The 24,446-nt window shown below is 25.2% G+C and carries 25 protein-coding genes and 1 pseudogene; 22 read left to right on the forward strand and 4 right to left on the reverse strand.

What is annotated here, in order from left to right; genetic code table 11:
- The 11 genes from MBCUT_RS11275 to MBCUT_RS04185 form a co-directional block, all read left to right on the forward strand.
- The coding region (locus tag MBCUT_RS11275; protein WP_169805388.1) for a hypothetical protein at window positions 1-1,863 on the forward strand (1,863 nt) is incomplete at its 5' end.
- A gap of 222 nt (window positions 1,864-2,085) precedes the next feature.
- Window positions 2,086-2,406, forward strand: coding sequence for a carboxymuconolactone decarboxylase family protein (locus MBCUT_RS04140; protein ID WP_067259220.1), 321 nt, complete (start codon window positions 2,086-2,088; stop codon window positions 2,404-2,406).
- A gap of 337 nt (window positions 2,407-2,743) precedes the next feature.
- Window positions 2,744-3,289: a 50S ribosomal protein L15e gene (locus MBCUT_RS04145; protein ID WP_067259223.1), complete on the forward strand. Its 546-nt coding sequence runs from the start codon at window positions 2,744-2,746 to the stop codon at window positions 3,287-3,289.
- Between the two features lie 334 nt (window positions 3,290-3,623).
- Window positions 3,624-4,046, forward strand: a complete 423-nt coding sequence (locus MBCUT_RS04150) for an RNA-binding protein (protein WP_067259225.1) — start codon at window positions 3,624-3,626, stop codon at window positions 4,044-4,046.
- 304 nt (window positions 4,047-4,350) lie between these two features.
- Window positions 4,351-5,094, forward strand: coding sequence for a ribonuclease P protein component 3 (rnp3, locus tag MBCUT_RS04155; protein ID WP_067259227.1), 744 nt, complete (start codon window positions 4,351-4,353; stop codon window positions 5,092-5,094).
- Between the two features lie 169 nt (window positions 5,095-5,263).
- Window positions 5,264-5,653: an Rpp14/Pop5 family protein gene (locus tag MBCUT_RS04160; RefSeq protein ID WP_067259313.1), complete on the forward strand. Its 390-nt coding sequence runs from the start codon at window positions 5,264-5,266 to the stop codon at window positions 5,651-5,653.
- Window positions 5,654-6,241: 588 nt separating this feature from the next.
- Window positions 6,242-6,790, forward strand: coding sequence for a hypothetical protein (locus MBCUT_RS04165; RefSeq protein ID WP_067259229.1), 549 nt, complete (start codon window positions 6,242-6,244; stop codon window positions 6,788-6,790).
- Between the two features lie 734 nt (window positions 6,791-7,524).
- Window positions 7,525-8,511, forward strand: a complete 987-nt coding sequence (gene hisG, locus MBCUT_RS04170; RefSeq protein ID WP_067259231.1) for an ATP phosphoribosyltransferase — start codon at window positions 7,525-7,527, stop codon at window positions 8,509-8,511.
- Window positions 8,512-9,152: 641 nt separating this feature from the next.
- Window positions 9,153-10,052 (forward strand): CBS domain-containing protein, encoded by a 900-nt coding sequence (locus MBCUT_RS04175; RefSeq protein WP_067259233.1) that lies wholly within the window; start codon window positions 9,153-9,155, stop codon window positions 10,050-10,052.
- Between the two features lie 130 nt (window positions 10,053-10,182).
- Window positions 10,183-10,437 (forward strand): hypothetical protein, encoded by a 255-nt coding sequence (locus tag MBCUT_RS04180; RefSeq protein ID WP_067259235.1) that lies wholly within the window; start codon window positions 10,183-10,185, stop codon window positions 10,435-10,437.
- 201 nt (window positions 10,438-10,638) lie between these two features.
- The gene (locus MBCUT_RS04185) at window positions 10,639-11,592 is read left to right on the forward strand and encodes a deoxyhypusine synthase (RefSeq protein ID WP_067259238.1); all 954 of its coding nucleotides are present in this window, start codon (window positions 10,639-10,641) and stop codon (window positions 11,590-11,592) included.
- Between the two features lie 822 nt (window positions 11,593-12,414).
- On the opposite strand, the gene MBCUT_RS04190 is transcribed toward MBCUT_RS04185, so the two are convergent.
- A complete protein-coding gene (locus MBCUT_RS04190; protein WP_067259240.1) occupies window positions 12,415-12,624 on the reverse strand; it encodes a hypothetical protein in 210 nt (69 codons plus the stop codon).
- Window positions 12,625-12,626: 2 nt separating this feature from the next.
- A pseudogene (locus tag MBCUT_RS04195) lies at window positions 12,627-13,037 on the reverse strand (hypothetical protein); the annotation flags it as partial.
- A gap of 435 nt (window positions 13,038-13,472) precedes the next feature.
- Between MBCUT_RS04195 and MBCUT_RS04200 the strand changes: the two are divergent.
- From MBCUT_RS04200 to MBCUT_RS04220, 5 genes are all read left to right on the forward strand, one after another.
- The gene (locus tag MBCUT_RS04200; protein ID WP_067259242.1) at window positions 13,473-13,697 is read left to right on the forward strand and encodes a ribbon-helix-helix protein, CopG family; all 225 of its coding nucleotides are present in this window, start codon (window positions 13,473-13,475) and stop codon (window positions 13,695-13,697) included.
- The gene (locus MBCUT_RS04205; RefSeq protein WP_067259244.1) at window positions 13,675-13,977 is read left to right on the forward strand and encodes a type II toxin-antitoxin system VapC family toxin; all 303 of its coding nucleotides are present in this window, start codon (window positions 13,675-13,677) and stop codon (window positions 13,975-13,977) included. The genes MBCUT_RS04200 and MBCUT_RS04205 overlap by 23 nt, the downstream gene beginning before the upstream one ends.
- 227 nt (window positions 13,978-14,204) lie before the next feature.
- Entirely contained in the window at window positions 14,205-14,435 is a 231-nt protein-coding gene (locus tag MBCUT_RS04210; protein WP_067259246.1) for an AbrB/MazE/SpoVT family DNA-binding domain-containing protein, read from the forward strand.
- Window positions 14,435-14,827 carry a type II toxin-antitoxin system VapC family toxin gene (locus MBCUT_RS04215; protein WP_067259249.1) on the forward strand — a complete coding sequence of 131 codons (393 nt, stop codon included), beginning with the start codon at window positions 14,435-14,437 and terminating at the stop codon, window positions 14,825-14,827. The genes MBCUT_RS04210 and MBCUT_RS04215 overlap by 1 nt, the downstream gene beginning before the upstream one ends.
- A gap of 213 nt (window positions 14,828-15,040) precedes the next feature.
- Window positions 15,041-15,400 carry a hypothetical protein gene (locus MBCUT_RS04220; protein WP_169805389.1) on the forward strand — a complete coding sequence of 120 codons (360 nt, stop codon included), beginning with the start codon at window positions 15,041-15,043 and terminating at the stop codon, window positions 15,398-15,400.
- 257 nt (window positions 15,401-15,657) lie between these two features.
- Here the strand turns inward: MBCUT_RS04220 and MBCUT_RS04225 are convergent, their stop codons facing one another.
- Together MBCUT_RS04225 and MBCUT_RS04230 are read right to left on the reverse strand one after the other, a co-directional pair.
- Entirely contained in the window at window positions 15,658-15,990 is a 333-nt protein-coding gene (locus tag MBCUT_RS04225; protein ID WP_067259254.1) for a hypothetical protein, read from the reverse strand.
- A 304-nt stretch (window positions 15,991-16,294) separates the two neighbouring features.
- Window positions 16,295-16,591 carry a hypothetical protein gene (locus MBCUT_RS04230; protein ID WP_067259257.1) on the reverse strand — a complete coding sequence of 99 codons (297 nt, stop codon included), beginning with the start codon at window positions 16,589-16,591 and terminating at the stop codon, window positions 16,295-16,297.
- A gap of 235 nt (window positions 16,592-16,826) precedes the next feature.
- Between MBCUT_RS04230 and MBCUT_RS04235 the strand changes: the two genes are divergently transcribed.
- The 6 genes from MBCUT_RS04235 (at window position 16,827) to MBCUT_RS04260 (ending at window position 24,424) form a co-directional block, all read left to right on the forward strand.
- Window positions 16,827-18,266: an ATP-binding protein gene (locus MBCUT_RS04235; protein WP_067259259.1), complete on the forward strand. Its 1,440-nt coding sequence runs from the start codon at window positions 16,827-16,829 to the stop codon at window positions 18,264-18,266.
- A gap of 496 nt (window positions 18,267-18,762) precedes the next feature.
- Window positions 18,763-19,245, forward strand: coding sequence for a CBS domain-containing protein (locus MBCUT_RS04240; protein ID WP_067259262.1), 483 nt, complete (start codon window positions 18,763-18,765; stop codon window positions 19,243-19,245).
- A gap of 98 nt (window positions 19,246-19,343) precedes the next feature.
- Window positions 19,344-20,153, forward strand: coding sequence for a Ni-sirohydrochlorin a,c-diamide reductive cyclase ATP-dependent reductase subunit (gene cfbC / locus MBCUT_RS04245; RefSeq protein WP_067259315.1), 810 nt, complete (start codon window positions 19,344-19,346; stop codon window positions 20,151-20,153).
- A 384-nt stretch (window positions 20,154-20,537) separates the two neighbouring features.
- The gene (locus MBCUT_RS04250) at window positions 20,538-21,110 is read left to right on the forward strand and encodes a hypothetical protein (RefSeq protein ID WP_245634937.1); all 573 of its coding nucleotides are present in this window, start codon (window positions 20,538-20,540) and stop codon (window positions 21,108-21,110) included.
- Window positions 21,111-21,732: 622 nt separating this feature from the next.
- Window positions 21,733-21,984, forward strand: coding sequence for a DUF6110 family protein (locus tag MBCUT_RS04255; protein ID WP_067259264.1), 252 nt, complete (start codon window positions 21,733-21,735; stop codon window positions 21,982-21,984).
- A gap of 358 nt (window positions 21,985-22,342) precedes the next feature.
- A complete protein-coding gene (locus tag MBCUT_RS04260) occupies window positions 22,343-24,424 on the forward strand; it encodes a heavy metal translocating P-type ATPase (protein WP_067259267.1) in 2,082 nt (693 codons plus the stop codon).
- Window positions 24,425-24,446 lie beyond the last annotated feature (22 nt).

Raw genomic sequence — 24,446 nt, forward strand, 5'->3', positions numbered from 1 at the left:
AGTAATTCTACAACTTTTACTGTAGCTAAGAATAGTACTAATTCAACTGTTGTTGTTAGTCCTAATCCTGTTAGTATTGGTAATAATGTCACTGTTAGTGGTGTTTTGGCTAATTATTCTGGGATATTTAGTGTTATTGTTACTGTTGATGGTATACAGTTTAATGTTGCTGTTGATGGTTCTGGTGGTTGGAGTTTGAATTATACTACTGTTCGTACTGGTTCTGTTAGTGTTGTTGTTGGTCTTTTTGGCCATGGTAATTTCTCTGATTTCAGTAATTCTACAACTTTTACTGTAGTTAAGAATAGTACTAATTCAACTGTTGTTGTTAGTCCTAATCCTGTTAGTATTGGTAATAATGTTACTGTTAGTGGTGTTTTAGCTAATTTTACTGGGATAAGTGGTGTTAATGTTACTGTTGATGGTACACTCTTTAATGTACCTGTTGATGGTTCTGGTTATTGGGTATTAAATTACACTACTAATCGTACTGGTAATTTAACTGTGGGTGTTGGTTTTGCTGGTAATGATAATTACACAAGCTTTACTAATTCAACTAATTTCACAGTAAATGTGGTAAATAAGAGTAGTACTAATTCTACTATTGTTGTTAGTCCCAATTCTGTTCAAATTGGTGAGAATGTTACTGTTAGTGGTGTTTTAGCTAATTTTACTGGGATAAGTGGTGTTAATGTTACTGTTGATGGTACAATCTTTAATGTACCTGTTGATGGTTCTGGTTATTGGGTATTAAATTATACTACTAATCGTACTGGTAATTTAACTGTGGGTGTTGGTTTTGCTGGTAATGATAATTACACAAGCTTTACTAATTCAACTAATTTCACAGTAAATGTGGTAAATAAGAGTAGTACTAATTCTACTATCGTTGTTAATCCTGATTCTGTGAATTTTGGTGAAAATATCACTGTTAGTGGTGTTTTAGCTAATCATACAGGTATTGGTTTTGTTAATGTTACTGTTGATGGCACACTATTTAATGTGGCTGTTGATGCTTCAGGTTATTGGGAGTTAAATTATACTACCAACCGAACTGGAACTGATTTAGAGGTTATCGTTAGTTTTGCTGGTAATGAAAATTATACAGCTTTTAGTAATTCTACTACTTTTAATGTTACTAAGTTAGCTGTTAATTCAACTATTAATGTTTCAGGAACTGTTAAAGTGGGTAAAACCATAACAATTGATGGAGTGCTTGTTGATGAGAATGGTAGTGTTGTAGCTAATGCTTTGGTTAGTGTTAGTGTTGGTGGTAAAGTTTATTCTTTAAAAACTGATAATCGTGGTCGTTGGAGTCTTACTTATAAACCAACTCATGTTGGAAGTGTTAATACTGTTTTGAATTATGCTGGAAACAATAAATACTTTAGCTATACCAATACTACAACTTTTAATGTGGTGAAAGGTAAAGTTATTGTTGATGTTGATGTTGTTAAGAATTCTGATGGTTCTGCTGATGTGATTGCCAAAGTAACAGATGAAGACAACGATCCAATACCAAATTATAAAGTTAGTGTTGAATTAGATGGCAAACACTTTGGATATATCGTTACTGATGTTAATGGTGTTGGAAGAATCCATATACCAAGTAATAAACTCAATGATGGTAATCATGTGATTACAGTTATATCTGATGATAAAAACTACAATGATAACCCAGTTTCAGCTGAATTTAAAACCCAAAACAACGATAATGACAACAATGATACTAATGGTACTAATAAAGCGAATAATAGTTCAGTAGCTACAGCTGCTATGAAAAATACAGGAATGCCAATAATAGCTATTGTATTAGTGTTGTTAACCATATTTGGAATAGGTATTAGAAGAAAAGAAGATTAAACATTTTTTAGGAGGATATTTATTTATTTTATCCTCTATTATTTTTTTATTTTTTATGAAAATTTTTTATTTTTTCCATTAAATTTGGAAAAATCTCTGATTTTTATTTTCTGTGTAATAACTAGTTTTTTTAATTTTCAATTATATTCATTTTTATACAAATTGTTAAATATTGTCTATAACAAATATAATAATGATAAAAATATTTTATGAGTTGATGTTATGAAAGAAAATGTATTTTATGGAAAAGGAATGAAAGCAGTAGAAGATGATTATCCTGATTTACATCTAGCTATTGTTGGATTAAATGAAGCTGTTTTTACTGGAAAAGCTCTGGATTATAAAACCCAAAAATTAATAGCTTTAGCTATTACTGCATCAAATTCTGATACTAGGGCCACAAAAAGACAAATGGAAAGTGTTATTAAGGAATTTGGAGCAACCAAAGATGAAATCATGGATACTCTTCGTGTTGTTTTATTAACTTCTGGAATGCCTCCATTTATAAAAGCAGTACATTTATTAAAAAAAATTATAGAATAAACTAATTTTTATATTTATATTTTTTTATTTTAATTATTATTATTATTATTTCTTATTTCTTATTTCTTATATTGGTTTAGAGTGATTATGAATTTAAAATTATAAAAGTAAATAGGAAATTAAAGGCTTGTTAAACTTATAAAAATAGAAAGCTTTTTATATTGTTATTATAAAATAGTATAATATCATCTAAATTTAACTTATTAATTTTAGCTATTTTTTTATAATAAATTAGCTATTTTTTTTAATTAATTTGATGAAATATTATTCAATAAAACTCTTTTTGGGAAAAATCCCATGGATGTGGCCATTTTGGCTGAACAAGAGGTGTATTTTAATGTATAAGTATATTAGAGATGCGTGGAAAAATCCAGATGAGTCCTATGTAAGAGAACTCATGTGGCAAAGAGCTCCAATTTGGAGAAGAGACAAAGTAATTCAAAGAATCGACAGGCCAACCAGAATTGATCGTGCGAGATCTTTGGGATATAAAGCTAAGAAAGGATATATTGTTGTAAGAACAAGAGTTCGCCGTGGTGGAAGAAGGAAATCTCGTTTTACAGCAGGTCGTAAACCAAAAAGAATGGGTGTAAAAAAAATTACTCCTTCAAAATCTATCCAGAGAATAGCTGAAGAGCGTGTAGCTAAAAAATATCCGAATATGGAAGTTTTAAACTCTTATTGGGTATGGGCTGATGGTAAATTCAAGTTCTTTGAAGTTATTTTAGTAGACCCACAAAATCCATCTATCATAAATGATCCTAAAATTAATTGGATTTGTGAAAAACAGCATAAAAATAGAGCTCTCAGAGGTTTAACCAGTGCTGGTAAAAGAGGCCGAGGTCTTAGAAATAAAGGAAAAGGTGCTGAAAAGTTAAGATAATTCTTATTTTTCTTACTTTTTTTATTTATTATTTTTATTTTATCATATCTTTAGTATGAGTTTAAGGATTCAAGTATTGAGCCTAAAGATTTAAGTATTGAGTTTAAGGATTCAAGGTTGGATTTAAAGATTTAAGTATTGAGTTTAAGGATTCAAGGTTGGATTTAAAGATTTAAGTATTGGGCTTAAAGATTCAAGGTTGGATTTAACGCTTTAATAATTGATTAAACTTTAGTTTATTCATTTTTAGCATATTAGAATGTATTTTTATTTTTCTTCATGAAATTTTGTTAATTTTTTATTTAAGTTTGTATTCATGTTTTGATTGATTTTTATGATTCACAATATAAGATATAGAATTTTTGTATATGAAAACGAAGATGAAACAGTAATTATTGACTCCTTATGTAATATATTGCCTACAGCAAAACCAGATAAAGAAATAGCTGAAGGACTTACTGGAAATCCAATAACAATAATATCTGGGAAAATAACTAAAAAAAGAGAGTCAAAAGACTTTGTTGCTAAACTTTTAGCTTCTGAAGATCTTGATAAAGATAAATTTTCTAAAGATCTTGATAAAAAAATGGATAAAAATGGAAATTTATTTTTAAGGTTATCAAAAGAAGCAGCTCTTGAAGAAAAACTTAAGATAGTTGATTCTGGAGATTCTATTCATTTAAAAATAAAAATAGCTGCTTTTCCCGCTAAAAAAGAGATAGCTATTCCAATAGCTAAAGAGCTATTTGAATGTTAGTATGATATTGATGTTAATTTCCTATTGATGATATTTGCCTTTTTTTTTATTCAAACCTAAATTTACTACTCCTAATTCTTAATAGTTAGGGTTCTTGTTTTTAATTAAAATTATATAATAAAATAATAAATAATATAATAAATAAAATAAAAATAGAAATTATGAATAGGATAATTGATTATCATAATGAATAGAATAATGAATTATCATATAAACAACAAATCAGTTAAATTTTATTATTAGAATTAAATATTTTTATTATTTAATGATAAGAATATTTAATTGTAAAAGGATAAAGATATCAATGAAGTTTCATGATTTAAATGTTAGAGGAAATGATTTTCAATCAGATTTGCTTCTTATTAAAGAAGCAAATAGATTAGGTTGGAATCATATCACTTTAATATATTCTCCAGATAGATACAATAATATTAATTATAAAGATGATCTGAAAACTGAATTGGATATTATTAATCAGAATAACTATAAGTCTAAAGATTTTACTCCTTTAACCATAGACTTTGGTCTTGAAATCAATGTTAAAAATCCTAATGATGTTAGAAAATATACTAGGAAGTATAGAAACAAAACAAATCTTATTTCAGTCTTTGGTGGAGATGAAAAGATTAATAGAATAGCTTGTGAAAATAATCAAGTGGACATATTATCCCGACCTTACTTTAGAAGATGGAATTCTGGAATTAATCATGTTTTAGCAAAAGAAGCAGTGAAAAATAATGTAGCTATTGAGTTATGCTTCAATGATATTTTAACTAGCTATCTTAGTTATAGGGCTAAAATAATAGCTAATTTTAGAGAAATAATAAAATTACATAAGAAATTTTCTTTTCCTCTTGTGATAACTACTGGTTCAAAATCTATTTGGGATATTCGTTCTCCTAAGGACATATTTGCTGTTTTTAGGTCTCTTGGTTTAACTGAGGATGAAATAAATAATTGTTTTTCTAAATATCCTCAAGAGATAATAAATTTTAATAATGAAAGGAAAAACATGATCATTTATGGTGTTAAAGTTATAGATAAATAAAATACTCAATTAAAAATGATTTTTGTGATTTTGTGTTATTTAAAATGATTTTGTGATGATATGTTATCTATTTATTAATACATAATTTATTATGGAAAATAATGATTTTCAGGTTAATAATAATTATATACCAATAAATTATAATTTAGAATTAAATAAGAGATTCAAAATGAAACTTAAAATTTTACCTCCAACTTTACGTATAAATAATAGATATTTAGTTTTAGATATAAAATCAGAATCTAAAATCACCAAGGATGAGTTGGTATCAGCTATTTGGGATGGATGTATTAGATTTTCTGGTGAATTAGAAACTAGTAATTTTAATCTATGGATTATGAGATTCTATGATTTTACAGATAAGATCACTGATTTTTCTTTGGAATATAATCAAGATTTTTATTACTATAAGGCTGTACTTCGATGTCAGAGAAACTTTGAAGAAGAAGTTCGAGGATCAATAGCTGCAATGTATAATTATAAAGGTAATAAAATAGCTATTAACACTGTTGGTAAGTCAGGAACCATTAAATCAGCTATTACTAAGTTTATTTATTAATTTATTAATTATTAGTTATTAACTTTATCTTTTAATAATATCTTATCTTTAAAATAGTTTTTAATAATATCTTGTAATAATTGGTATGAAACACTTAATATTAAAGTAATCTTTTTTGATATATTTTTTTATTTATTTTGAATTATCCTTATTTCTCTAACAATAATACAATTTATCACAAAAAGTGAAATTTAAAATATAATAATATATAGTTTATTTTTTAACAATTAAACTAACAGATCAAAACCATAATACTTTGGCAAATAAAGAAATTATATTAGCCTTCCTTATAAAACACTACCTTCGATAACTGATTCTATGGGAATAGCTAGAATCATATAACATATAAAAAAAGCTGACTTTACAAATGGAAAGCTAAATTTCAATGTTTCATTTAAAGGGGATAAAAACTATTTATCCTTATAGACCAATTGTATATCTTTTAATTTGTTAGTTTTTTGCTTAAAGTAGGATATAAAATTCTAAAATGGATATTAGCCAATGAAATTAAAAATTAATAGATAGATTTATATAGTAGTATGTACAAAGTATTATTAGTATTATACAGGTCAAATGGGGGTAACAAAAATGAATAAAAAATTTATTGTACTAGTTTTTGTACTGATTTTGATTGTTGGTGTTATTTCAGTATCTTTGTGGAATTATCAACCAAGTACTGACAATGTTGACAGCGATGTTCTTGAAAATACTAGTCAAAGTACAAGTAACAACTCTACTAACACTAGAAATGGTCTGAATGATCAATTTACTAATCATAATGGAGTAACTGATAAAAATAATGTTCAATTTTCATTAAATGGTCCTAAATCAGTTTCTCAAGGGACTAATATTGGATTAAAAATAAAAATAACAAATAATGGTGATTCTCCAATAACAAATGTTGAATCAACATGGCGAGGAGGAAATCATGATTTTGGAACTATCAATCCAGGAGAATCCAAAGAATTTACTACAAATTCGTATGTCATCTCTAATAATAACATCATGGCTGATTTTGGGTCTGATTCAGTTTTATCTAATGAACCGCTCTTTCTTGGAGGATTTGGACTTAAATATTTGATCAATGGTGTAGAATACAACTCTAGATCTAATTCTCTTGAAATACCATATACTTAATATTTTTATTTATTTAATTTTTTATTTAATTATATTTTTTAATTTATAGTGTTAGTACCAAATTTTTAGAAAAATAATCATAATTTTCTTAATTCAAAATATTCTTTTTGGCATGTTTTAAATTAATGATTATGATTAGTTAATAATTTAACAATATATTTATAGTTTATTTCAATATTTAATAAATTTTAACTTTTTATTTTAAAAATTTTTTTATTGTTTAATTTATTTTCAAAATTTAAGAATTTTTCCATAAGTACTATATTATTCACATGTTAAAATTAATTTTTATAATTTTTATATAGAAATTATCTAAATGTAATTAAATTCATTACTAAACAAACTTTCTTTTTAGTTATTACTAAACAAACTTTGTTTTTATTTATTACTAAACAAACTTTCTTTTTATTTTTAAAATTACTTAAATTCAAAAGTTAATAAAATAATCTCTAGAAATAAGAAACCATGAAAAAGTATACTAAAAACAAGTCTAACTAAATAAGTAATATTTATTACACTAATTCAACAAAACTATTAAAAAATCTTATAATGTTTAATGAGTTCTGTAATAAAAAATTAGTCTAATTTATAAAATACAGAAAACAAGAAATTTATGTCAAAAAATAAATTGTTAATCGATGTATCTTTTAATATAACTTTTAATAAATTATATATGTTCCATAGTTTGGAATGTTAAAATTTTTAATTCATCAGTAGATAGTAGAGGAATGATCATGGAAAAGATAGTCTTAGGCCTTCCAAAAGGAAGCTTAAATAATGTAAATAGAGGGAATACTTACCAACTATTCAAAGATGCAGGATATGAAATACGAGGATATGAACCTGGTAATGAATCTTATGAAATAGAAGTACTTAATGATAATGAGATTAAAGCTTTTTTAACTCGTCCACAAAGTACTCCTGTTGAACTTACTCGTGGAATGGTGGATATAGCTATTGTTGGTGAAGATTGGGTCAAAGAAGAATCTGTATCCAATGATAATCTCATTACTAAAATTGGGGACTTAGACTATGGTCAAACTAGATTAATTGTAGCTGTTCCTAATGAGTCACCATATTCTTCCCTTACTGAATTATTTAGGATGAATACTGGAAGAAAAACACCAATTTTATGCTTTACTGAATATCCAAATCTTACTAGGCAATTTATTATGAACAATGATGGGTATAAAGAAATATTTGGAGATGCGGTTCCTCTTGTTCAAGTCAGAGGTCTTGTTGATGGAGATAATGACATGGTTCAAATAATTAATTCTGATGGAGCTACTGAGGTTTATATTGCTAAAGGAGCAGATCTAATTGTTGATAACACTCAAACAGGAAGTAGTTTAAAAAAAGCAGGACTTGTAGAACTTGAAACAATAATGCATTCTTCATCAGGATTATATGCAGGACCAAGTTGTGTTGATAAAAAAATGGATAAAGCAAAGATGATTTTTGAACAGCTATATGGGGCGATTACAGCTCGAAAACATTTTGATGTTAAATTTAATGTTAATAATGACATGGCTACTGTTGTTAGCTCTTTTTTGGTTGATAATAGTTATTGTTCTGATGAACCAACCATAAATCCAGGTAAGAAATACTCTCAGATAAATGTTTTAATCCCAAAAAATAAGTTTCCTGAAATGTTAAATGGGATTAAAAATTATGATGCTTCTTCCATTATTAGAAATGATGTTAAACAATATGTAAAATAGCTAATTAACAAATTAAACATGAAAATGATCTCTAAAACCAGTATGAAAAATTTAAACCAATACTTAGGTAATTGAATCTTTTTAATTTTACATCAATTAATAAATTTTATAATATTAAATCAATAATTATTTATATCCTTTACAATAATATATAAACTATAATGAATAATAATTATAAATATAATAGCTATTAAGAAAATTTATTAAATTTAGATTAGAAATATTTTCATTAAATTTAGATTAGGAATATTTTTATTAAATTTAGATTAGAAATATTTTTATTAAATTTAGATTATGAATATTTTTATTAAATTTAGATTAGGAATATTTTTATTAAATTTAGATTATGAATATTTTTATTAAATTTAGATTATGAATATTTTTATTAAATTTAGATTATGAATATTTTTATTAAATTTAGATTATGAACATTTTTATTAAATTTAAATTATGAATATTTTTATTAAATTTAGATTATGAACATTTTCATTAAATTTAAATCATGAAGATTTTCATTAAATTTAGATTATGAACATTTTCATTAAATTTAAATCATGAAGATTTTCATTAAATTTAGATTAAATTTTTTTGTTAATAATAAATTTTTAAAAAATATTTTAAAATATTAAATGGTGGTTTATTTGCTATCTTCTGTACAAAAAGAAATATTACAAACTTTAATTAATCTATATCAATCTTCTAATGGGAAATCCATTAAAGGAGAAGATATAGCTGAAGTTATGAATAGAAATCCAGGAACCATAAGGAATCAGATGCAAGCTCTTAGAAGTTTAGGCCTATCTAAAGGAGTTCCAGGTCCAAGAGGAGGGTATAAACCAACCATTGAAGCTTATCATACTTTAAATGTTTCAGTCACTGATAGTGAATCTACAGTTCCTATTTTTAAAGATAATGAAGAACTTGAAGATGTTTCTGTTGCTAAAATTGAATTTACAAGTGTTCCTAATCCTGGAGAATGTGAAGCAGCTATTAAAATTTTAGGAAGTATTAAAGAGCTAGATTTGGGTGATATAATTAGAATAGGTCCAACACCTGTTAACAATCTAGGAGTTATTGGTGAAATTGTAGGAAGGGATGATATGGATAATATTCTACTTTTAGATACCACTACAATACGAAGTATTCCTAAAAAAACTGTGTATGATATTGCAAGTTTGGATTTAGTTTTACTAAAACCAACTGATACTATAAAAGAGGCAGCTAATACTTTATCAAAAGAAACTATTGATGGAGCTCCAGTAATTGAAAATAATTCTGTTATTGGAATTTTAACCTTAACTGATATAGTTAGAGCAATAGCTAATTCTGAAGAAAATCTAAAGGTTAAAGATGCAATGCAAAAAGAGGTTGTTACTGTAAATAAAGATACAAAAATAGCTAATGCTATTGAAATCATGCATAATAAGGATATTGGAAGATTGATACTGGTTAATAAAAATAATGATCCTGTTGGTATCATAACAAGAACAGACATAGTTAATTCAGTAACTAATCTCGAAGAATTCCCTATTGTTCAATAAAGGATTTACTGTACTTTAACTATCTTTTCTATACTTTATATTTTAATGGTAAGTTTAATCATATTTTTTATTATAATCATTATTCACCTAATATTCTATTTTTATAATATTTATAAGATTTAGTGATTCTATGAATAAGGACTTGAACGACTTAAATAATAAAATAGTTGAAATTTTGGAAAAAAACAATATAAAACCTATTATATCTGGAGACGCTTCATTTATTGAAACAATTAGAATTTATGAAGAAGAAAAAATTGAAACTATATTGACTGAACTTGAATCTCTTTTTAAAAGATACAAGTCATATTCTCTTAATCATACTTCTGTTAGTTCTTGTTGTTCTCCTTATTATTATGAAATTAGATTTAAAATAGAACTATAAAATTTAAGATAATGGTTGAATGTTTAAGATAATATTATGGAATATAGAAACATAAATTTTCAGAATTTTAAAGTAGTATGAATGGTTATTTTTATTTATTAATTATTTCTTAAGTCAATTTTGAATAAAATATTTATTTTTTATAAGTAAAGTTTATTTTTTATAAGTAGCAAATTTGAATGTTAATCAGATGGTATCATCATGAATGTTAATCAAATGAATGTTAAAAGAGATATGAAAATCAATGAGCTGATGGAAGAGTTTTCTGCTTCAGGGGTTTTAGGTGCTGGAAGAGTTGGAAGATCCTGTGAACTTTTGGCTAATATGCTTGAAGAGGAAAACATGAGTATTTTCATGAGTGTAGCTGGTCCTTTAGTTCCAGGAGGACTTCGAAATATAATAGCTAGCATGATTAAAAACAAACAAATCGATGTTCTAGTTACAAGTGGAGCTAATATAACCCATGATCTTCTTGAATCATTTGGTGGAAAACACTATAGGAATTATGGTTTTGATGATGAAGAGCTAAATGAAGCAGGAATGGGTCGCATTGGAGATATTTACACAAAATCTAATGATTTTGAAGTTTTTGAAACGAAAATAACTGAAATAATCTCTAAAATAGCTATTAAACTCACTAATCCCAATAATAGTGGAAATAAACCAAATATAATTTCTATTTCTAATTTTTTATATGAGGTAGGTTCTTTGATTGATGATGAAAATTCTATATTAAAATTAGCTGCTGAAAATCAGATTCCTATATTTGCTCCTGGTTTGATTGATAGTATGTTAGGATTACAGCTATGGATGTTTACTCAGGAAAATGATCTTGTTTTAGATGCACTTGCAGATATGCATGACTTCTCTGATATAGTATTTGAATCTCCAAAGGTAGGGGCTATTATATTGGGAGGAGGCCTTCCAAAACATTATACATTGGCATCTAATCTTTTAAGAGGAGGTTTGGATGCAGCTATTCAAATAACCATGGATAGAAGCGAAACTGGTAGCTTAAGTGGTGCTCCACTTGAAGAAGCTAAATCATGGTCAAAAGCTAAATGTGGTTCGAATTTAGTTTCAGTAGTTGGAGATGTAACTATTTTGTTTCCCTTAATTTTAGCTGGTGCTTTGGATAAAATTACTAGTAAATAGACTATCAATTTAATGATGATGATAATAATAATAGTTTTTTTGTTTATTTGAGTACAATTTTATTTAAAATATTTGTTTTTTGGAATCATGGCCAAAGGCTAAATTTTAAAATATTAAATATTTCTAATTGTGTATTTAAAAATAACAATTTTAGTAAGGAGATTCATTATATTTCTCTAATTGCAATGATATTATTAATAAGTATATACTTAGTAATTCCTATCCTTCCATAGAAATGAGAGGTAGTGTTACATAAATATGGATATATCTCTTAGAAAATTTTTCATATTCATTAAAAATTTATCCATCAGCAGAATTTTAGACAAAACCGATAATCATGATCTTGTGGGAGGTATTAGCTATTTTTATAAGTATAATATTTGATAAAAACTTCTCAAAATTATAATATTTTTAGATATTCATTTTAATCATTATCTTTATAAATATTAAAAGATGTAGAAAACTCATTGTATGTAACAATATTCAATTGTATATATTATTGAATGTAAAAATAGTCAAAGGCATGTGAATTTGAATATAAACTTATATTAATATATAAAATTATTATGTGGAAGTATGAATTTGAGAAAATTAATTTTCTACAAGATTCTATCTATTAATGTGTTTTTCATCTCTTTTTTGCTGCTATTAGTGAATTTTATTTTCAATTTGATTGATTAGTCTTTGAAAGATTTGAATAAAATAAATGATTTATATATTTAAATAGATTTTTTATTGAAACATGTTGTTTTTAAAAAATAAATAAACATTTTCTATAATTAAAACCATGAAATTTAATATTTTTATTAAAATTAATAATATTTACTTTTGTTTACTTATATGTCTTTGATATTTTACTGCATCATCGTAAATATCATCAACGGTCATGCCTTTATATAAATCTCTTCTCCATTCAGTGTAATCAAAATTGTCTCTTTTTATTGTTGCTATAAATCTTTCAGCATCAACTATTCCTAATTTTTTAACAAGAATATCCATGCCTTCAGTTCTAATAACTATTTCCGATTTCATTTTTATTCTTCTATAATTTTAATAAAATTCATTGGATTTATAATGTTAATTTTTTTTATATTTTTATTTATTAATTTATAGTCTGTAGTTAAAAAATAGTCACATTTGCTAAATATGGCACATGCAATGTGTAAGGCATCCTTAGGTTTTATATTTAATTTTTCTAATTCTTTTCCTTTATTTCTAATTTCTTCATGAAAATCACAGAATTCTGTTGCTATATCTTTCCATAGTTGAATTTTATCTTTCTTTTCATTATAAGGATGATCTTTATTTTCATAGTCTAACATGAAAGACCATACTAATTCATATTCTTTGTTTCGTATTTTGTTTTGAACATATAACTTAGATTTAGTTTCTAATTCAATTTTTACTTGATTTTGATTATCAAAAGGTCTGTTATAACAGCAAGTATCTAGATAAACTTTCTGTCATTCTCTCATTTTTAAGATTTAATAAATAATATTGAATATTAATCTTCATATTATATTAATTTTACTTTTTAATGTTTATAGTTTTCATAACACTCATTATTAATCACCAATTATATTCTATGTTTTTATATTATATATTTTTATTCATAGAAAATAAGCTATTGCCAAAAAATTAAGTATCTTGTACATGAAAATGTATAATAACTTAAGTATCTTGTACATGAAAATGTATAATAACTTAAGTATCTTGTACATGAAAATGTATAATAACTTAAGTGTTTTATATATCATATAAATTTATGATAATGAAAGTTTATTTCTATAAAAAATACAATTATTAATAATACAACTTTTTTCTTGAATATGGAAAAGAAGGGTATGAAGCTATGACACTTGTAGAAACAAAAATTAAAAATGGAAGATAAATATTTAAAGCAGATTGAAAAAGAAGCTGAAAAAGAAGGAAGCTCTATTCCTGAATTTATAAAAGATGCTATAAATATGAAACTTCAAAGTAAAAAAATTAAGAAATCTAAATTGAGTTTTAAAGATTTAGCTGGTAGATACACTACTGATAAGCCTTTTAGCGTTGTTGAAGATAAAAGAAAACTAAGAAATGGAGAACTATATAATCACTAATACAGTTCTAACTGAAACAATAAATTTAGTTATAAAAAGACTAAATAGAAATACAAAAGCAATAAATGAAGTATATGAGACTATAACATCCGAATTTACTATTATTTATGAAAATAAAGAGCTAATCCAACGATCAATAGAAACATTAATTAGATATAAAGCTACTTTTGGATTAGCTGATGCATTAAGTATAGAAGTAATGAAAGAATTAAACATATATGAAATATTTAGCTTTGACGATGACTTTGACAATAAAGAACGTATTGTCTGGGTGCACTAAAAAAATTAATTATTATATGTTCTTTTATATTATTCTAATTTTTCCCTAAATTCACAGTCTATATATTCTTTTGAAAAAGTTAAGGCTAAATAAATTGGATTTTCATATTGATATCTAAAAAAGTTATGAAAATATTGATTGGAATTAAAAATTTTTACCTAATAATTTATAATACCTAAAATTATATATATTACCTAAGATAAAAAGAATATTAGGAGGATACAAAAATGGTTTCAACAAAAGTATATAAAGGTTTCCAAACTGTCGTACCTGCAAAAATAAGAAAAGAATTCAACATCAAAGAAGAAGACGTCTTAGAATGGAAAACAAATAAAAATGAAATAATATTAACCAAAAAAGAAAAAAATGAGCTATCTTCAATAGTAGGGATAATAAGCGATGAAAAATTAGATTCAGTAGAAGCCACTAAAAAAGCTGGAATGGGAGAGAAAATTTAATGATATTGGTCGATAGTAATTTTTTCATTGCTTTAATGAATGATAAGGACCAATATCATGAAAAAGCTAAAAAATTAGCAAATGACATCATGAAAGAAAATAATAAAATAGTCTCTTTATTAATGGTTTCTGAAGCTATAGCAAGTATAGCTAAGAGAAAAAATGGAGAAATAGCAAACAAACTATACAATGTCATAGTAGATAATTTTGAAATATACTATCCTAAAAAAGAAGATATTGAAGAATCAATGGAATTAGTTCTAAAATATGGTGGTAATTTATCATTAGCCGATTGTTTGGCAATTCAAATAATGAAAAAAAGAAAAATAATCAATATTTTCAGTTTCGACGATGATTTTGATAGAGTAAGTGGGATTATCCGAATACATTAGGAATAGTGATTAAGATTAAAAATAGTATTCTAAAACTATAAATTAGAATTTTAGTCTTTAATTCAGAAAAACAGATAGTACAGATATTCAATACATCTGTACTTCTTGTAAAAATCCATTATTTAACTGTTGCTTGTCCGAATAGGGATTGTGATGATTTTGGTAAAATAGCTAATGAGAATGTTCGTGGTAATGATACATATCAGACTAAAAATGTCAATAAAATTGTGGAAGTTGAATAATAAAGAGCTACTTACAACAGTATATTTTGATTTTTATCCAAGTAGTTACATAAATTTTTCTAGTGATGGAAAATATTTGATTGTAGGATTTTTTGTTTTTAAATTAGAAAACATTGAAAAAGGAATAGCTATTGTAACTCCTATTTATGAATTAGACAAGAATATATCTCTTAAATGTATTTACTGCAATGAAGAATTTAATATTAATGAAGAAGATTTAGGTTCTATTATTAAATGCTTTAAATGTAGTAAAAAACTTAATGTTAATTCATTCACGGGAAATAAAAAACAGAAAAAAGGATTTTTAAGTAAATTGTTTGGAAAAAAATAATGTTGTAATATCTCTGATTTAATCACTAATTTATGTTTTTAGGGATTGTATGTGAAAATGATCAAGAGTGATTCATATAGTTCAAATTTGAACTGTTATATTGTTTTTCATGACTTTTGTATTGCTTATTATGTAATTTAATGGATTTTTCATAGATTCAAAAAAATTGAAGTTGTTTTATGAAAAATTGAAAAAAGATTAACTTTCAAATTTGAATAACATATTAATTAAAATCAAGATGGATTAAGGATTAAATATTATAATTTCCAGTCTTCGGCTATTTTTTTAACACATTCTTTTAAAGTACCGTCTTTTATAATTATGACTTTACTTTTATGGGGATATTGAAGAGAACAATCTTTGTAATCATCATCATAAACTGCTATTCGATATAGAAGTTCGTCTTTTCCTTCAAATATATTGGATTCATGATAAATATAAACCCAGTTTCTATAATATCTAATTTTTGTAATAGATTTTTTAAGTTTTGGAATTTTAGATATTTCATTTTTAATTGTTTCTATTAATTTTTCTTTCTCATATCCTTCTAACCTTTTAGGAGTTCCATAATATAAAATCTTTTTAGCCATTAAATCATCTTTCCCATTATTGATAAATTACTAATATTTTATTTTTTATAAATATTGCTTCTTTTGCCTATTTTTAATATTTCTATTATTTTTTCATCTTCTAATATTATAAATATTATTTTATAATGTGTTTTTCTAATTTTTTGTTCTTTATCTTCAGTATTTTTTAAAAAATCAGCATTATGTGGATTGGTGATTAATTCTTCAATTCCTTTTAGAATTATATTTATCTTTTTTATTCTTTTTTTTATTATTTTTAGATAATTTAAGAAGATATTTTTTAACCTATGGTTTGATTATAAGATTATAAACTAAGTTCTTTTCTAAGCTCATTAATATCAATTTTTATGCCTTTTTCTGTTTTAGCTTCTTCAAGGCTTTTTGTAAATTCTTCAGGTGTTTCACCAAATTCATTAGCAACAAGTTCTATTGGTATTCCATTAGGATATTTTTTTCTATTTTCAATTATTTCATTTTCTTCAATTGTTTTTTCTAATGATTCATTAATGATTGTTTCTTCACTTTTATTTTCCTTTTCAGCTAATTTTTTAAGGTCTTTAAACACACTATCTTTAATTTTTATAGTTTTCATAACACTCATTATTAATCACCAATTATATTCAATGTTTTTATATTATATATTTTTATTCATAGAGAAATAGGCTATTGCAAAAACTTTAGTGTTTTATCATAAAAATGTATAATAACTTGAATATTTTATACATAACAATGTATAATAACTTAAATGTTTTATACATAAAATTGTATAGCTATTTATATAATGATAAACATAAATTTAATTAAGATATTAATTTTATAAAATGGGGAATGTTTAAATGATTTTTGATGAAGAATTAAATGGCTATATTAAATCTAAACAAAGAGAAATTAATAAACAAATAGCTAAAATAGAAGATTTTAATTGTAGGGATGAATATTTTAAAGTAAAGAGATATTTAGATGAATATCTTGAAGGTGCCTTGGAAAAAAGGTTTATTGTTCTTCCAGGTCTTAGAGGTGTTGGAAAATCTACAATTGTTTATCAGTTAATGGATTACTTAATAAATACAAAAAATGTGAATCAAAAGAATGTTTTATATCTAACAATGGATGGTTTAACAAGTTATTTTCAAACAGATTTATTACATACAGTTGATATTTTTTTAGAGAAAACACATAAGGTAGATAAAATAAATTTAGATGAAAAGATTTTTGTTTTTGTAGATGAATGTCATTTTGATAAAAAATGGGCAATATCTGGAAAGATAATATATGATATTAATCCAAATATTTTTTTCCTATTTACAGGTTCTTCTGCATTGGATTTGGAAATCAACACTGATGTTGCAAGAAGAATGTTTAAAGAACAAATATTTCCAAATAACTTTAAAGATTACTTACTATTAAAACATAATATTTCCTTTAATTGTAAGTTCCCAAAAGAATTAAAAAATATGATTCATTTTGGAAATAAGAAGTTTATAAATAGAGCTATTGATTGTGAGGAAATAATTCATGAAAAATTAAGCTGTTTAAACAACGACCCAAAAATTGAATTTGAAAAGTTTTTAAAATCATACAGCTTTCCATCTACTTTAAATTTAGATGAAGAAGAAGCTTACTTCCAGATTAACACAATTATAAACAATATTATTGAAAAAGATATTTTTTCTGTAAAATCATTTAACACATCAACTACAGATGTTATTCGAAGAATAATACTTTATATTGCACTGCAAAAACCAGGTACAACATCTCATCAAAAAATAGCTAATTACCTATCTATTTCACCAACAACTGTTAGAGAAATTTTGGAGACATTAGAAAAAACACAATTAATCTTTAATCTAAAGCCTTATGGTGGTGGAGGTAAAATTCTTAAAAAGGCCTGGCAATATTATTTTTTATCACCTTCATTAAAAGCAGCTATAAATTTTGAAATTGGAAGATATGATTTAGATAGTAAAGAATGTTTAGGTATTTTAGCAGAAAATTTGGTGGCAAGTGCATTGTATAAAATGACAAAAGTGGATTTTAAATACATGGGTTTATTCTATCCTCCAGATAAAGGTAGTTCAGATTTTATTATTAGAACCAAATTTGATGATTCCATACCAATAGAAGTAGGAATAGGTAAAAAAACTAAAAGCCAATTAATAAAAGACATTAATAAATATAATTCTAAATATGGAATCTTAGTTTCAAATAGATATGAACAAATCACACATATAAATAATATAATCTATATTCCATTAATGAGCTTTAGTTTTATCTAAATTTTTCAAAAAACCGAATTATGAGACGCTCCCTAGCTATTATTTTTACTTTTTATAGTGCTTTAAATTCAAGGAGTAAAATATTCAATTTTGTACATTTTACAAGTTTCTAAAAATAGGAGTATTGTATTCTATAAATTAACAGTAATTTTTTTACTTTTGAGTCGTGGCCAAAAGTCTTTTTGCACAAATTTTGAATTTCTTTATTTTGAATTTTAACATTTATTTTCATTTAGAAAATTGATTAAAATTTAAATAGATGTTATTTATAAAAATTAATCTAAATTCACTAATTATATTAAAATTCAGATGATAAATATGAGAATTATTTTTAATTATTTTTCTAGAAATTTGACTTTTGGCCACGACTCCTTTTATTGTGATATAAGACATAATTAATAACAAGTTATTATAATAATATAAATTATAATATAATAATAAATTTAATAGCTAAATTAAATATAAATTATTTATTAAATATTGATGGTGTGTAGAAATGATTAAAATTGATGAAGCAATGAAAAAAGATGTTATAACTATAAATAAAGATGATACAATTACTGAGGCTGCAAAAAAACTCACTGAAAATGATATTAGTGGGGCTCCTGTGATGGATGGGGATAATATTGTAGGAATCCTTAGTGAAGGTGATATCATGGATCTTCTTGAAGTTCACTCTCCTAATCTTAATTTAATCCTTCCTTCTCCTCTTGATCTTCTTGAAATGCCTCTTAGAATGAAACATGAATACGACGAAGTGGCAAATGGAATAAAAAAAGCTTCTTTAACTATAGTTAAAGATATTATGGTAAGTCCAGTTATCACAATCAAAATTGATAAAGACATTGCTGATGCAGCTAATATAATGGCAGATAATAACATCAAACGTATTCCTGTTGTAGATGACACTGGTAATTTAATTGGAATCATTACAAGGGGAGACATAGTTAAAGCATTAGTTAATCATAAAGCAGAATAATATTTCAATGGAGTAAAAAATAATTCTTGTTTTGATTGAGTGATATTTTAGTGGGGATGAGATTTAATTCTTGTTTTGATTGGTTATTTGGTGTATTAATGGTAAAACAGAAAAAAATAGCTATTTATGGGAAAGGTGGAATTGGAAAATCCACCACAGTAGCTAATATTGCAGCATCTTTTAGTCAGAATCATAAAAATGTAATGGTTATTGGTTGTGATCCTAAAGCGGATACAACCAGAACATTATTTGGAAAAAGACTACCTACAATCTTAAACACAATTAAAAATACTAAAAATCCCAGATTGGGGGATATTGTTTTTGGTGGATTTGGAGATGTGTTGTGTGTTGAAAGTGGAGGTCCTGAACCAGGAGTTGGTTGTGCAGGACGTGGTGTGATAGTAGCTATGAAACTACTTGAAAAACTCGGAGCTTTTGAAGATGACAATCTTGATGTTATTTTATATGATGTGTTAGGGGATGTTGTGTGTGGAGGATTTGCTGTTCCACTGAAAGAAAATTATGCTGATGAAGTTTTTATTGTTACTTCTGGGGAATACATGTCATTGTATGCAGCTAATAATATCTCCAAAGGAATCAAGAAATTAAAAGGAAATTTAGGTGGAATCATTTGTAACTGCAAAGGAATTGAAAATGAACAAATCATCGTGGAGTCTTTTGCAAAAAGAATTGGAACAAATGTTATTGGAACAATCCCAAGAGATGAACTTGTTCAAAAAAGTGAAATTGAGGCAAAAACATTGATTGAAAAGTATCCTGATTCTAATCAAGCTAAAAAATATGAAAAACTGGCTAAAAATATCTTTGAGAATAATAGCTATTCTATTCCAAATCCAATGGATGATGATGAATTTGAAGAATTTTTTATTAATTTCTCTAAGATTTAATGAGCTTAATGGTTGTTATGGTATTTGAAATTAGTATTGTATTATTATATTAAAAGAAGATTAATTAGTATTATATTAAAAGAAGATTAATTAGTATTATATTAAAAGAAGATTAATTAGTATTATATTATTATATTAAAAGAAGATTAATTATTAATTAGTATTGTATTATTATATTAAAAGAAGATTAATTATTAATTAGTATTGTATTATTATATTAAAAGAAGATTAATTATTAATTAGTATTGTATTATTATATTAAAAGAAGATTAATTAGTATTAATATTTAGTATCTTAAACTTTATTAGTGTTTTTATGGTTTGTAAGATTACTAGTAATGTTTTTTATTATTTTTATTTAAAATTATTATTTTGAGGTTTTTAGTTGAATGTTATTATAATAGCTATTTTATATGGTTTATCTGGATTTTTAATGAAATTTTCAGATGATGAATATGATGAAAAATCAAATAAGTTAATAGCTGTAATAATTGGGATTATTAGTGGATTAATAATGGGATTTTTAGCTACTCATAATACTGATGCATCTTATATATTCCTTGGAATATTGATTGGAAATTTAATAGCTTTTAAAATTGATGGTGCTCATCATGTTGCATCTTTATTAGTTTTTGCAGCTGTTTCTTTAATATTTGGCCTTCCTCAATTGAGTTTGATAACTTTAGCTATTTGTATAACTTCTGCATATATAGATGAATGGGGAAATGATAATTTAGCTATTTATAAAAAAAGTCATTTTTTGAAAGTTTTTTTTGATTATAGATTTTCTATGAAGATAGCTATTTTTATACTGGCATTATTAGGGTTTTATCAAGCAGTTACAGGCTTTTCAATTCTAGGATTTGAGTTTTTAAACTTCTATACTTTCCTATTTTTCATATTATTTGAATTATCTTATGAATTTTCTAGAATCGTTTTTGAAAAATATATCAAGTAATTATTAATTTTAAGACTTATTTTACCATAATGTCTTGGTCCAAAATGTTCATGATACCTCTTTTAAATATAATAAAATGCAATCTTCATTTATTCATAATAAATTGAATGTTTCTCTGAAAAGTGTTGATTCATTCTTTAGAAAATTTCTAATTTTTTTTAGAAATTAAGGACTTAGATTAATTCTTTTCAACAGTAAAAACCGTCTTTTTATTGAATAATTGCAGGACTCTTGATTTAAAGTAGCATAATTACTCATTCCACACTTTTTTAACCTTTAATATGAGCATTTAATATTGATATTAACAGAATGTAAATTATTTTATCTATAGATATTTCATGGTATTTAATGTATTGTTAGTAAAATCATTAAAAACTGTTTTTAATCATATTATTAGAATAGCTATGATAATTATTTTGTATTTCTCATTATAAACCTCTAAAAAATTATATTTTGGTAATAAAACACTATATTTAACCACAATCAATTATTTTTCATCGTTGAGTATATTGTTAATCTTGATTATACTATCTTGATTCGAAATCTTTATATATTATTAATATAAATATTAGGCATACCTAATTATTTATTAGGTAAACCTAAAAAATTATGGAGAAATTTTATGAAGAAAAATTTGGATAAAATAATTGAACATAAAAGTTTATTGATTTTTGCAGGAGGAGCAATCACTGCGATAGCTGCTAAAAAAATATTGGAAAGTGATGCAGCCCGGAAATTTTGTACTAAAACAGCTGCAAAAGTAATGCAACTTCAAGATGAAGCAGAAGAAACATTTCTAAATATTAAAGAAGATGCTGAGGATATTCGTCACGATGCTCAAAATGAAAAGAAAAAAGAAATACAAAACATATGAGCTTAAATTTTTAATTTAACCATAAGACCTATAATGGCTATAAATTTAAAAATATTCTTTATACATGATTAGTTTATAAAATAATTGATTCTCAAATTTGTATATTTAATTATTATATTAGTTTATAAATATTATTTTATAATTAATATTATACTAATATATAATTAATTTATATATTTTATTTAAAGAATATTTATTTCTATGTATATTATATAATTAATATATATTTTTGATTAATTAATTTATTTAATTAATTCTATTCTGTTAAGTATTTATTATTTAATTAAAGAGATATTTTATGCATTAAAGGGATATTTTATTCATTAAAGAGATATTTTATTCATTAAAGAGATATTTTATGCAATATGAAGTTATATATGATAAAGAAAATAGGTTACGTCTTCGTTCGGGTAGATATGCATTCACTGAAGGGGAAGGTTATGGAATAGCTAAACTACTTTTAAAAAAGGAGTATATTAAAGATGTGTTCACCTCTTCTATCAATGGTAGTCTTCTGATTAAATATGATAATCTTAAAAAAAGAAAAAATATTTTAGAATTTGTGCGAAATCTTAAAGAAAAGGATATTGAAGAGTCAGAGCCATCTGAAAAGGATATAACTCTAAAACTTGAAAATGAATTTTTTTTAAAGTTATCTAATAAAATTGTAGGGCGAATTTTATATGATATATTCGTTCCAATTCCTATTAAAACTTTAAATGTCTTATACGCCGCATTTCCTTATATTATTGATGGGTTAAAGAGTTTGTACAAAAGGAAGGTCAATGTTTCTGTTCTTGATATGGTCGCAATAAGTATGTCTATTTATAAGAAATTTTATGGATCTGCTGGTTCTATAATGTTTTTATTATCGATATCCGATATATTAGAAGAATACACTATACAAAAAACTAAAAATACTTTTAAAAATAGCTTAGCTATTAATATTGATACTGTATGGAAGGTAATGGAAAAAGATGAAGAGGTATCTGTTCCTCTATCTGAAATAGTTAATGGAAATAAAATTAAAATACGGACTGGAGGTTTAATTCCTGTCGATGGTGTAATAGCCAATGGGGACGCAATGATAAATGAATCTTCAATGACAGGAGAGCCTTTATCGATTCATAAAGGTGAAGGTACTACTGTGCATGCTGGAACTGTAGTAGAAGAAGGATCTATTGTGATTCTTGTAGAAGCAGTTGATGAAGAGACAAGAATAAACAAAATAATAGAGCTGATAGAAGAATCTGAATCTTTGAAGGCTAATATTCAAAGTAAAGCTGAGAAATTAGCTGATTCAATAGTACCATTTAGCTTATTTGTAACATTATTAACTTATTTGGTTACTCGAAACTCAACAAAGGCATTATCTATTCTCATGGTAGATTATTCTTGTGCAATCAAACTATCTACTCCTATTTCGGTCATATCTGCAATGCAAGAGGCTTCTAATCATAAAATAATGATTAAAGGCGGACGATATCTTGAGAACTACGCTCAAGCAGATACAATAGTCTTTGATAAAACTGGGACTTTAACTAAAAGTTCTCCTAAAGTAGCTGATATTATTACATGTGGAGATTACTCTCGAGATGAAATTTTGAAAACAGCTGCTTGTATAGAGGAACATTTTGCCCATAGTGTAGCAAGAGCTATTGTAAATCAAGCAGAATCTGAAAATCTTAAACATGAGGAAGAACACGCTGAGGTTGAATATATTGTGGCTCATGGAATCTCTACAACTTTTAGAAATCAAAAAACCATGATTGGAAGTGCTCATTTTATTTTTGAAGATGAAAAGATACCTTTACCAAAATCCATTGAGAAAAATATTCAAGAAAAAATAAAAGAATATTCTGCTATTTATTTAGCTATTGGTGGAAAATTAGAAGGTATTATATGTATAGAAGATCCTATTCGTCCTGAAGCAAAGAGAGTAATAGCTAAACTTAAAGATTTAGGTATTGAAAATGTTATAATGCTAACTGGAGACAGTGAAAATGCAGCTAAATCTGTTTCTGAGGAGTTAGGAATTCTAAAATACAAAGCTCAGGTTCTTCCAGAAGATAAGGCAAAAATAATCGATGAACTTAAAAAAGAAGGTAAGAAAGTTATAATGGTTGGTGATGGGATAAATGATTCTCCGGCATTATCTTCGGCTGATGTTTCGGTATCTATGAAAGATTCATCAGATATTACAAGAGAAATTGCAGATATTTCATTACTTTCACCAAATTTGGATGAACTTGTAACTATTAGATTATTGAGTCAAAACATGCTTGAAAAAATCCAAAATAATTATTCCGCAATTGTTATTATAAATACATCTCTAATTGGTTTAGGAATGTTGGGTTTTATAAGTCCTTCAACATCTTCACTACTTCACAACTTATCTACAGTAGCTATTGGCGGATTAAGCACAAGATCTTCCCTTTGAAGTTCTATATAATGAATTATAA

The organism is Methanobrevibacter cuticularis (assembly GCF_001639285.1).
Lineage (GTDB): Archaea > Methanobacteriota > Methanobacteria > Methanobacteriales > Methanobacteriaceae > Methanobaculum > Methanobaculum cuticulare.

Bases quoted from the DNA above. Each gene is read 5' to 3' on its own strand.
- MBCUT_RS04140 (WP_067259220.1), top strand. From the start codon at position 2,086: ATGAAAGAAAATGTATTTTATGGAAAAGGAATGAAAGCAGTAGAAGAT.
- MBCUT_RS04145 (WP_067259223.1), top strand. From the start codon at position 2,744: ATGTATAAGTATATTAGAGATGCGTGGAAAAATCCAGATGAGTCCTAT.
- MBCUT_RS04150 (WP_067259225.1), top strand. From the start codon at position 3,624: ATGATTCACAATATAAGATATAGAATTTTTGTATATGAAAACGAAGAT.
- rnp3 (WP_067259227.1), top strand. From the start codon at position 4,351: ATGAAGTTTCATGATTTAAATGTTAGAGGAAATGATTTTCAATCAGAT.
- MBCUT_RS04160 (WP_067259313.1), top strand. From the start codon at position 5,264: ATGAAACTTAAAATTTTACCTCCAACTTTACGTATAAATAATAGATAT.
- MBCUT_RS04165 (WP_067259229.1), top strand. From the start codon at position 6,242: ATGAATAAAAAATTTATTGTACTAGTTTTTGTACTGATTTTGATTGTT.
- hisG (WP_067259231.1), top strand. From the start codon at position 7,525: ATGGAAAAGATAGTCTTAGGCCTTCCAAAAGGAAGCTTAAATAATGTA.
- MBCUT_RS04180 (WP_067259235.1), top strand. From the start codon at position 10,183: ATGAATAAGGACTTGAACGACTTAAATAATAAAATAGTTGAAATTTTG.
- MBCUT_RS04185 (WP_067259238.1), top strand. From the start codon at position 10,639: ATGAATGTTAATCAAATGAATGTTAAAAGAGATATGAAAATCAATGAG.
- MBCUT_RS04190 (WP_067259240.1), bottom strand. From the start codon at position 12,624: ATGAAATCGGAAATAGTTATTAGAACTGAAGGCATGGATATTCTTGTT.
- MBCUT_RS04200 (WP_067259242.1), top strand. From the start codon at position 13,473: ATGGAAGATAAATATTTAAAGCAGATTGAAAAAGAAGCTGAAAAAGAA.
- MBCUT_RS04205 (WP_067259244.1), top strand. From the start codon at position 13,675: ATGGAGAACTATATAATCACTAATACAGTTCTAACTGAAACAATAAAT.
- MBCUT_RS04210 (WP_067259246.1), top strand. From the start codon at position 14,205: ATGGTTTCAACAAAAGTATATAAAGGTTTCCAAACTGTCGTACCTGCA.
- MBCUT_RS04215 (WP_067259249.1), top strand. From the start codon at position 14,435: ATGATATTGGTCGATAGTAATTTTTTCATTGCTTTAATGAATGATAAG.
- MBCUT_RS04220 (WP_169805389.1), top strand. From the start codon at position 15,041: ATGTCAATAAAATTGTGGAAGTTGAATAATAAAGAGCTACTTACAACA.
- MBCUT_RS04225 (WP_067259254.1), bottom strand. From the start codon at position 15,990: ATGGCTAAAAAGATTTTATATTATGGAACTCCTAAAAGGTTAGAAGGA.
- MBCUT_RS04230 (WP_067259257.1), bottom strand. From the start codon at position 16,591: ATGAGTGTTATGAAAACTATAAAAATTAAAGATAGTGTGTTTAAAGAC.
- MBCUT_RS04235 (WP_067259259.1), top strand. From the start codon at position 16,827: ATGATTTTTGATGAAGAATTAAATGGCTATATTAAATCTAAACAAAGA.
- MBCUT_RS04240 (WP_067259262.1), top strand. From the start codon at position 18,763: ATGATTAAAATTGATGAAGCAATGAAAAAAGATGTTATAACTATAAAT.
- cfbC (WP_067259315.1), top strand. From the start codon at position 19,344: ATGGTAAAACAGAAAAAAATAGCTATTTATGGGAAAGGTGGAATTGGA.
- MBCUT_RS04255 (WP_067259264.1), top strand. From the start codon at position 21,733: ATGAAGAAAAATTTGGATAAAATAATTGAACATAAAAGTTTATTGATT.
- MBCUT_RS04260 (WP_067259267.1), top strand. From the start codon at position 22,343: ATGCAATATGAAGTTATATATGATAAAGAAAATAGGTTACGTCTTCGT.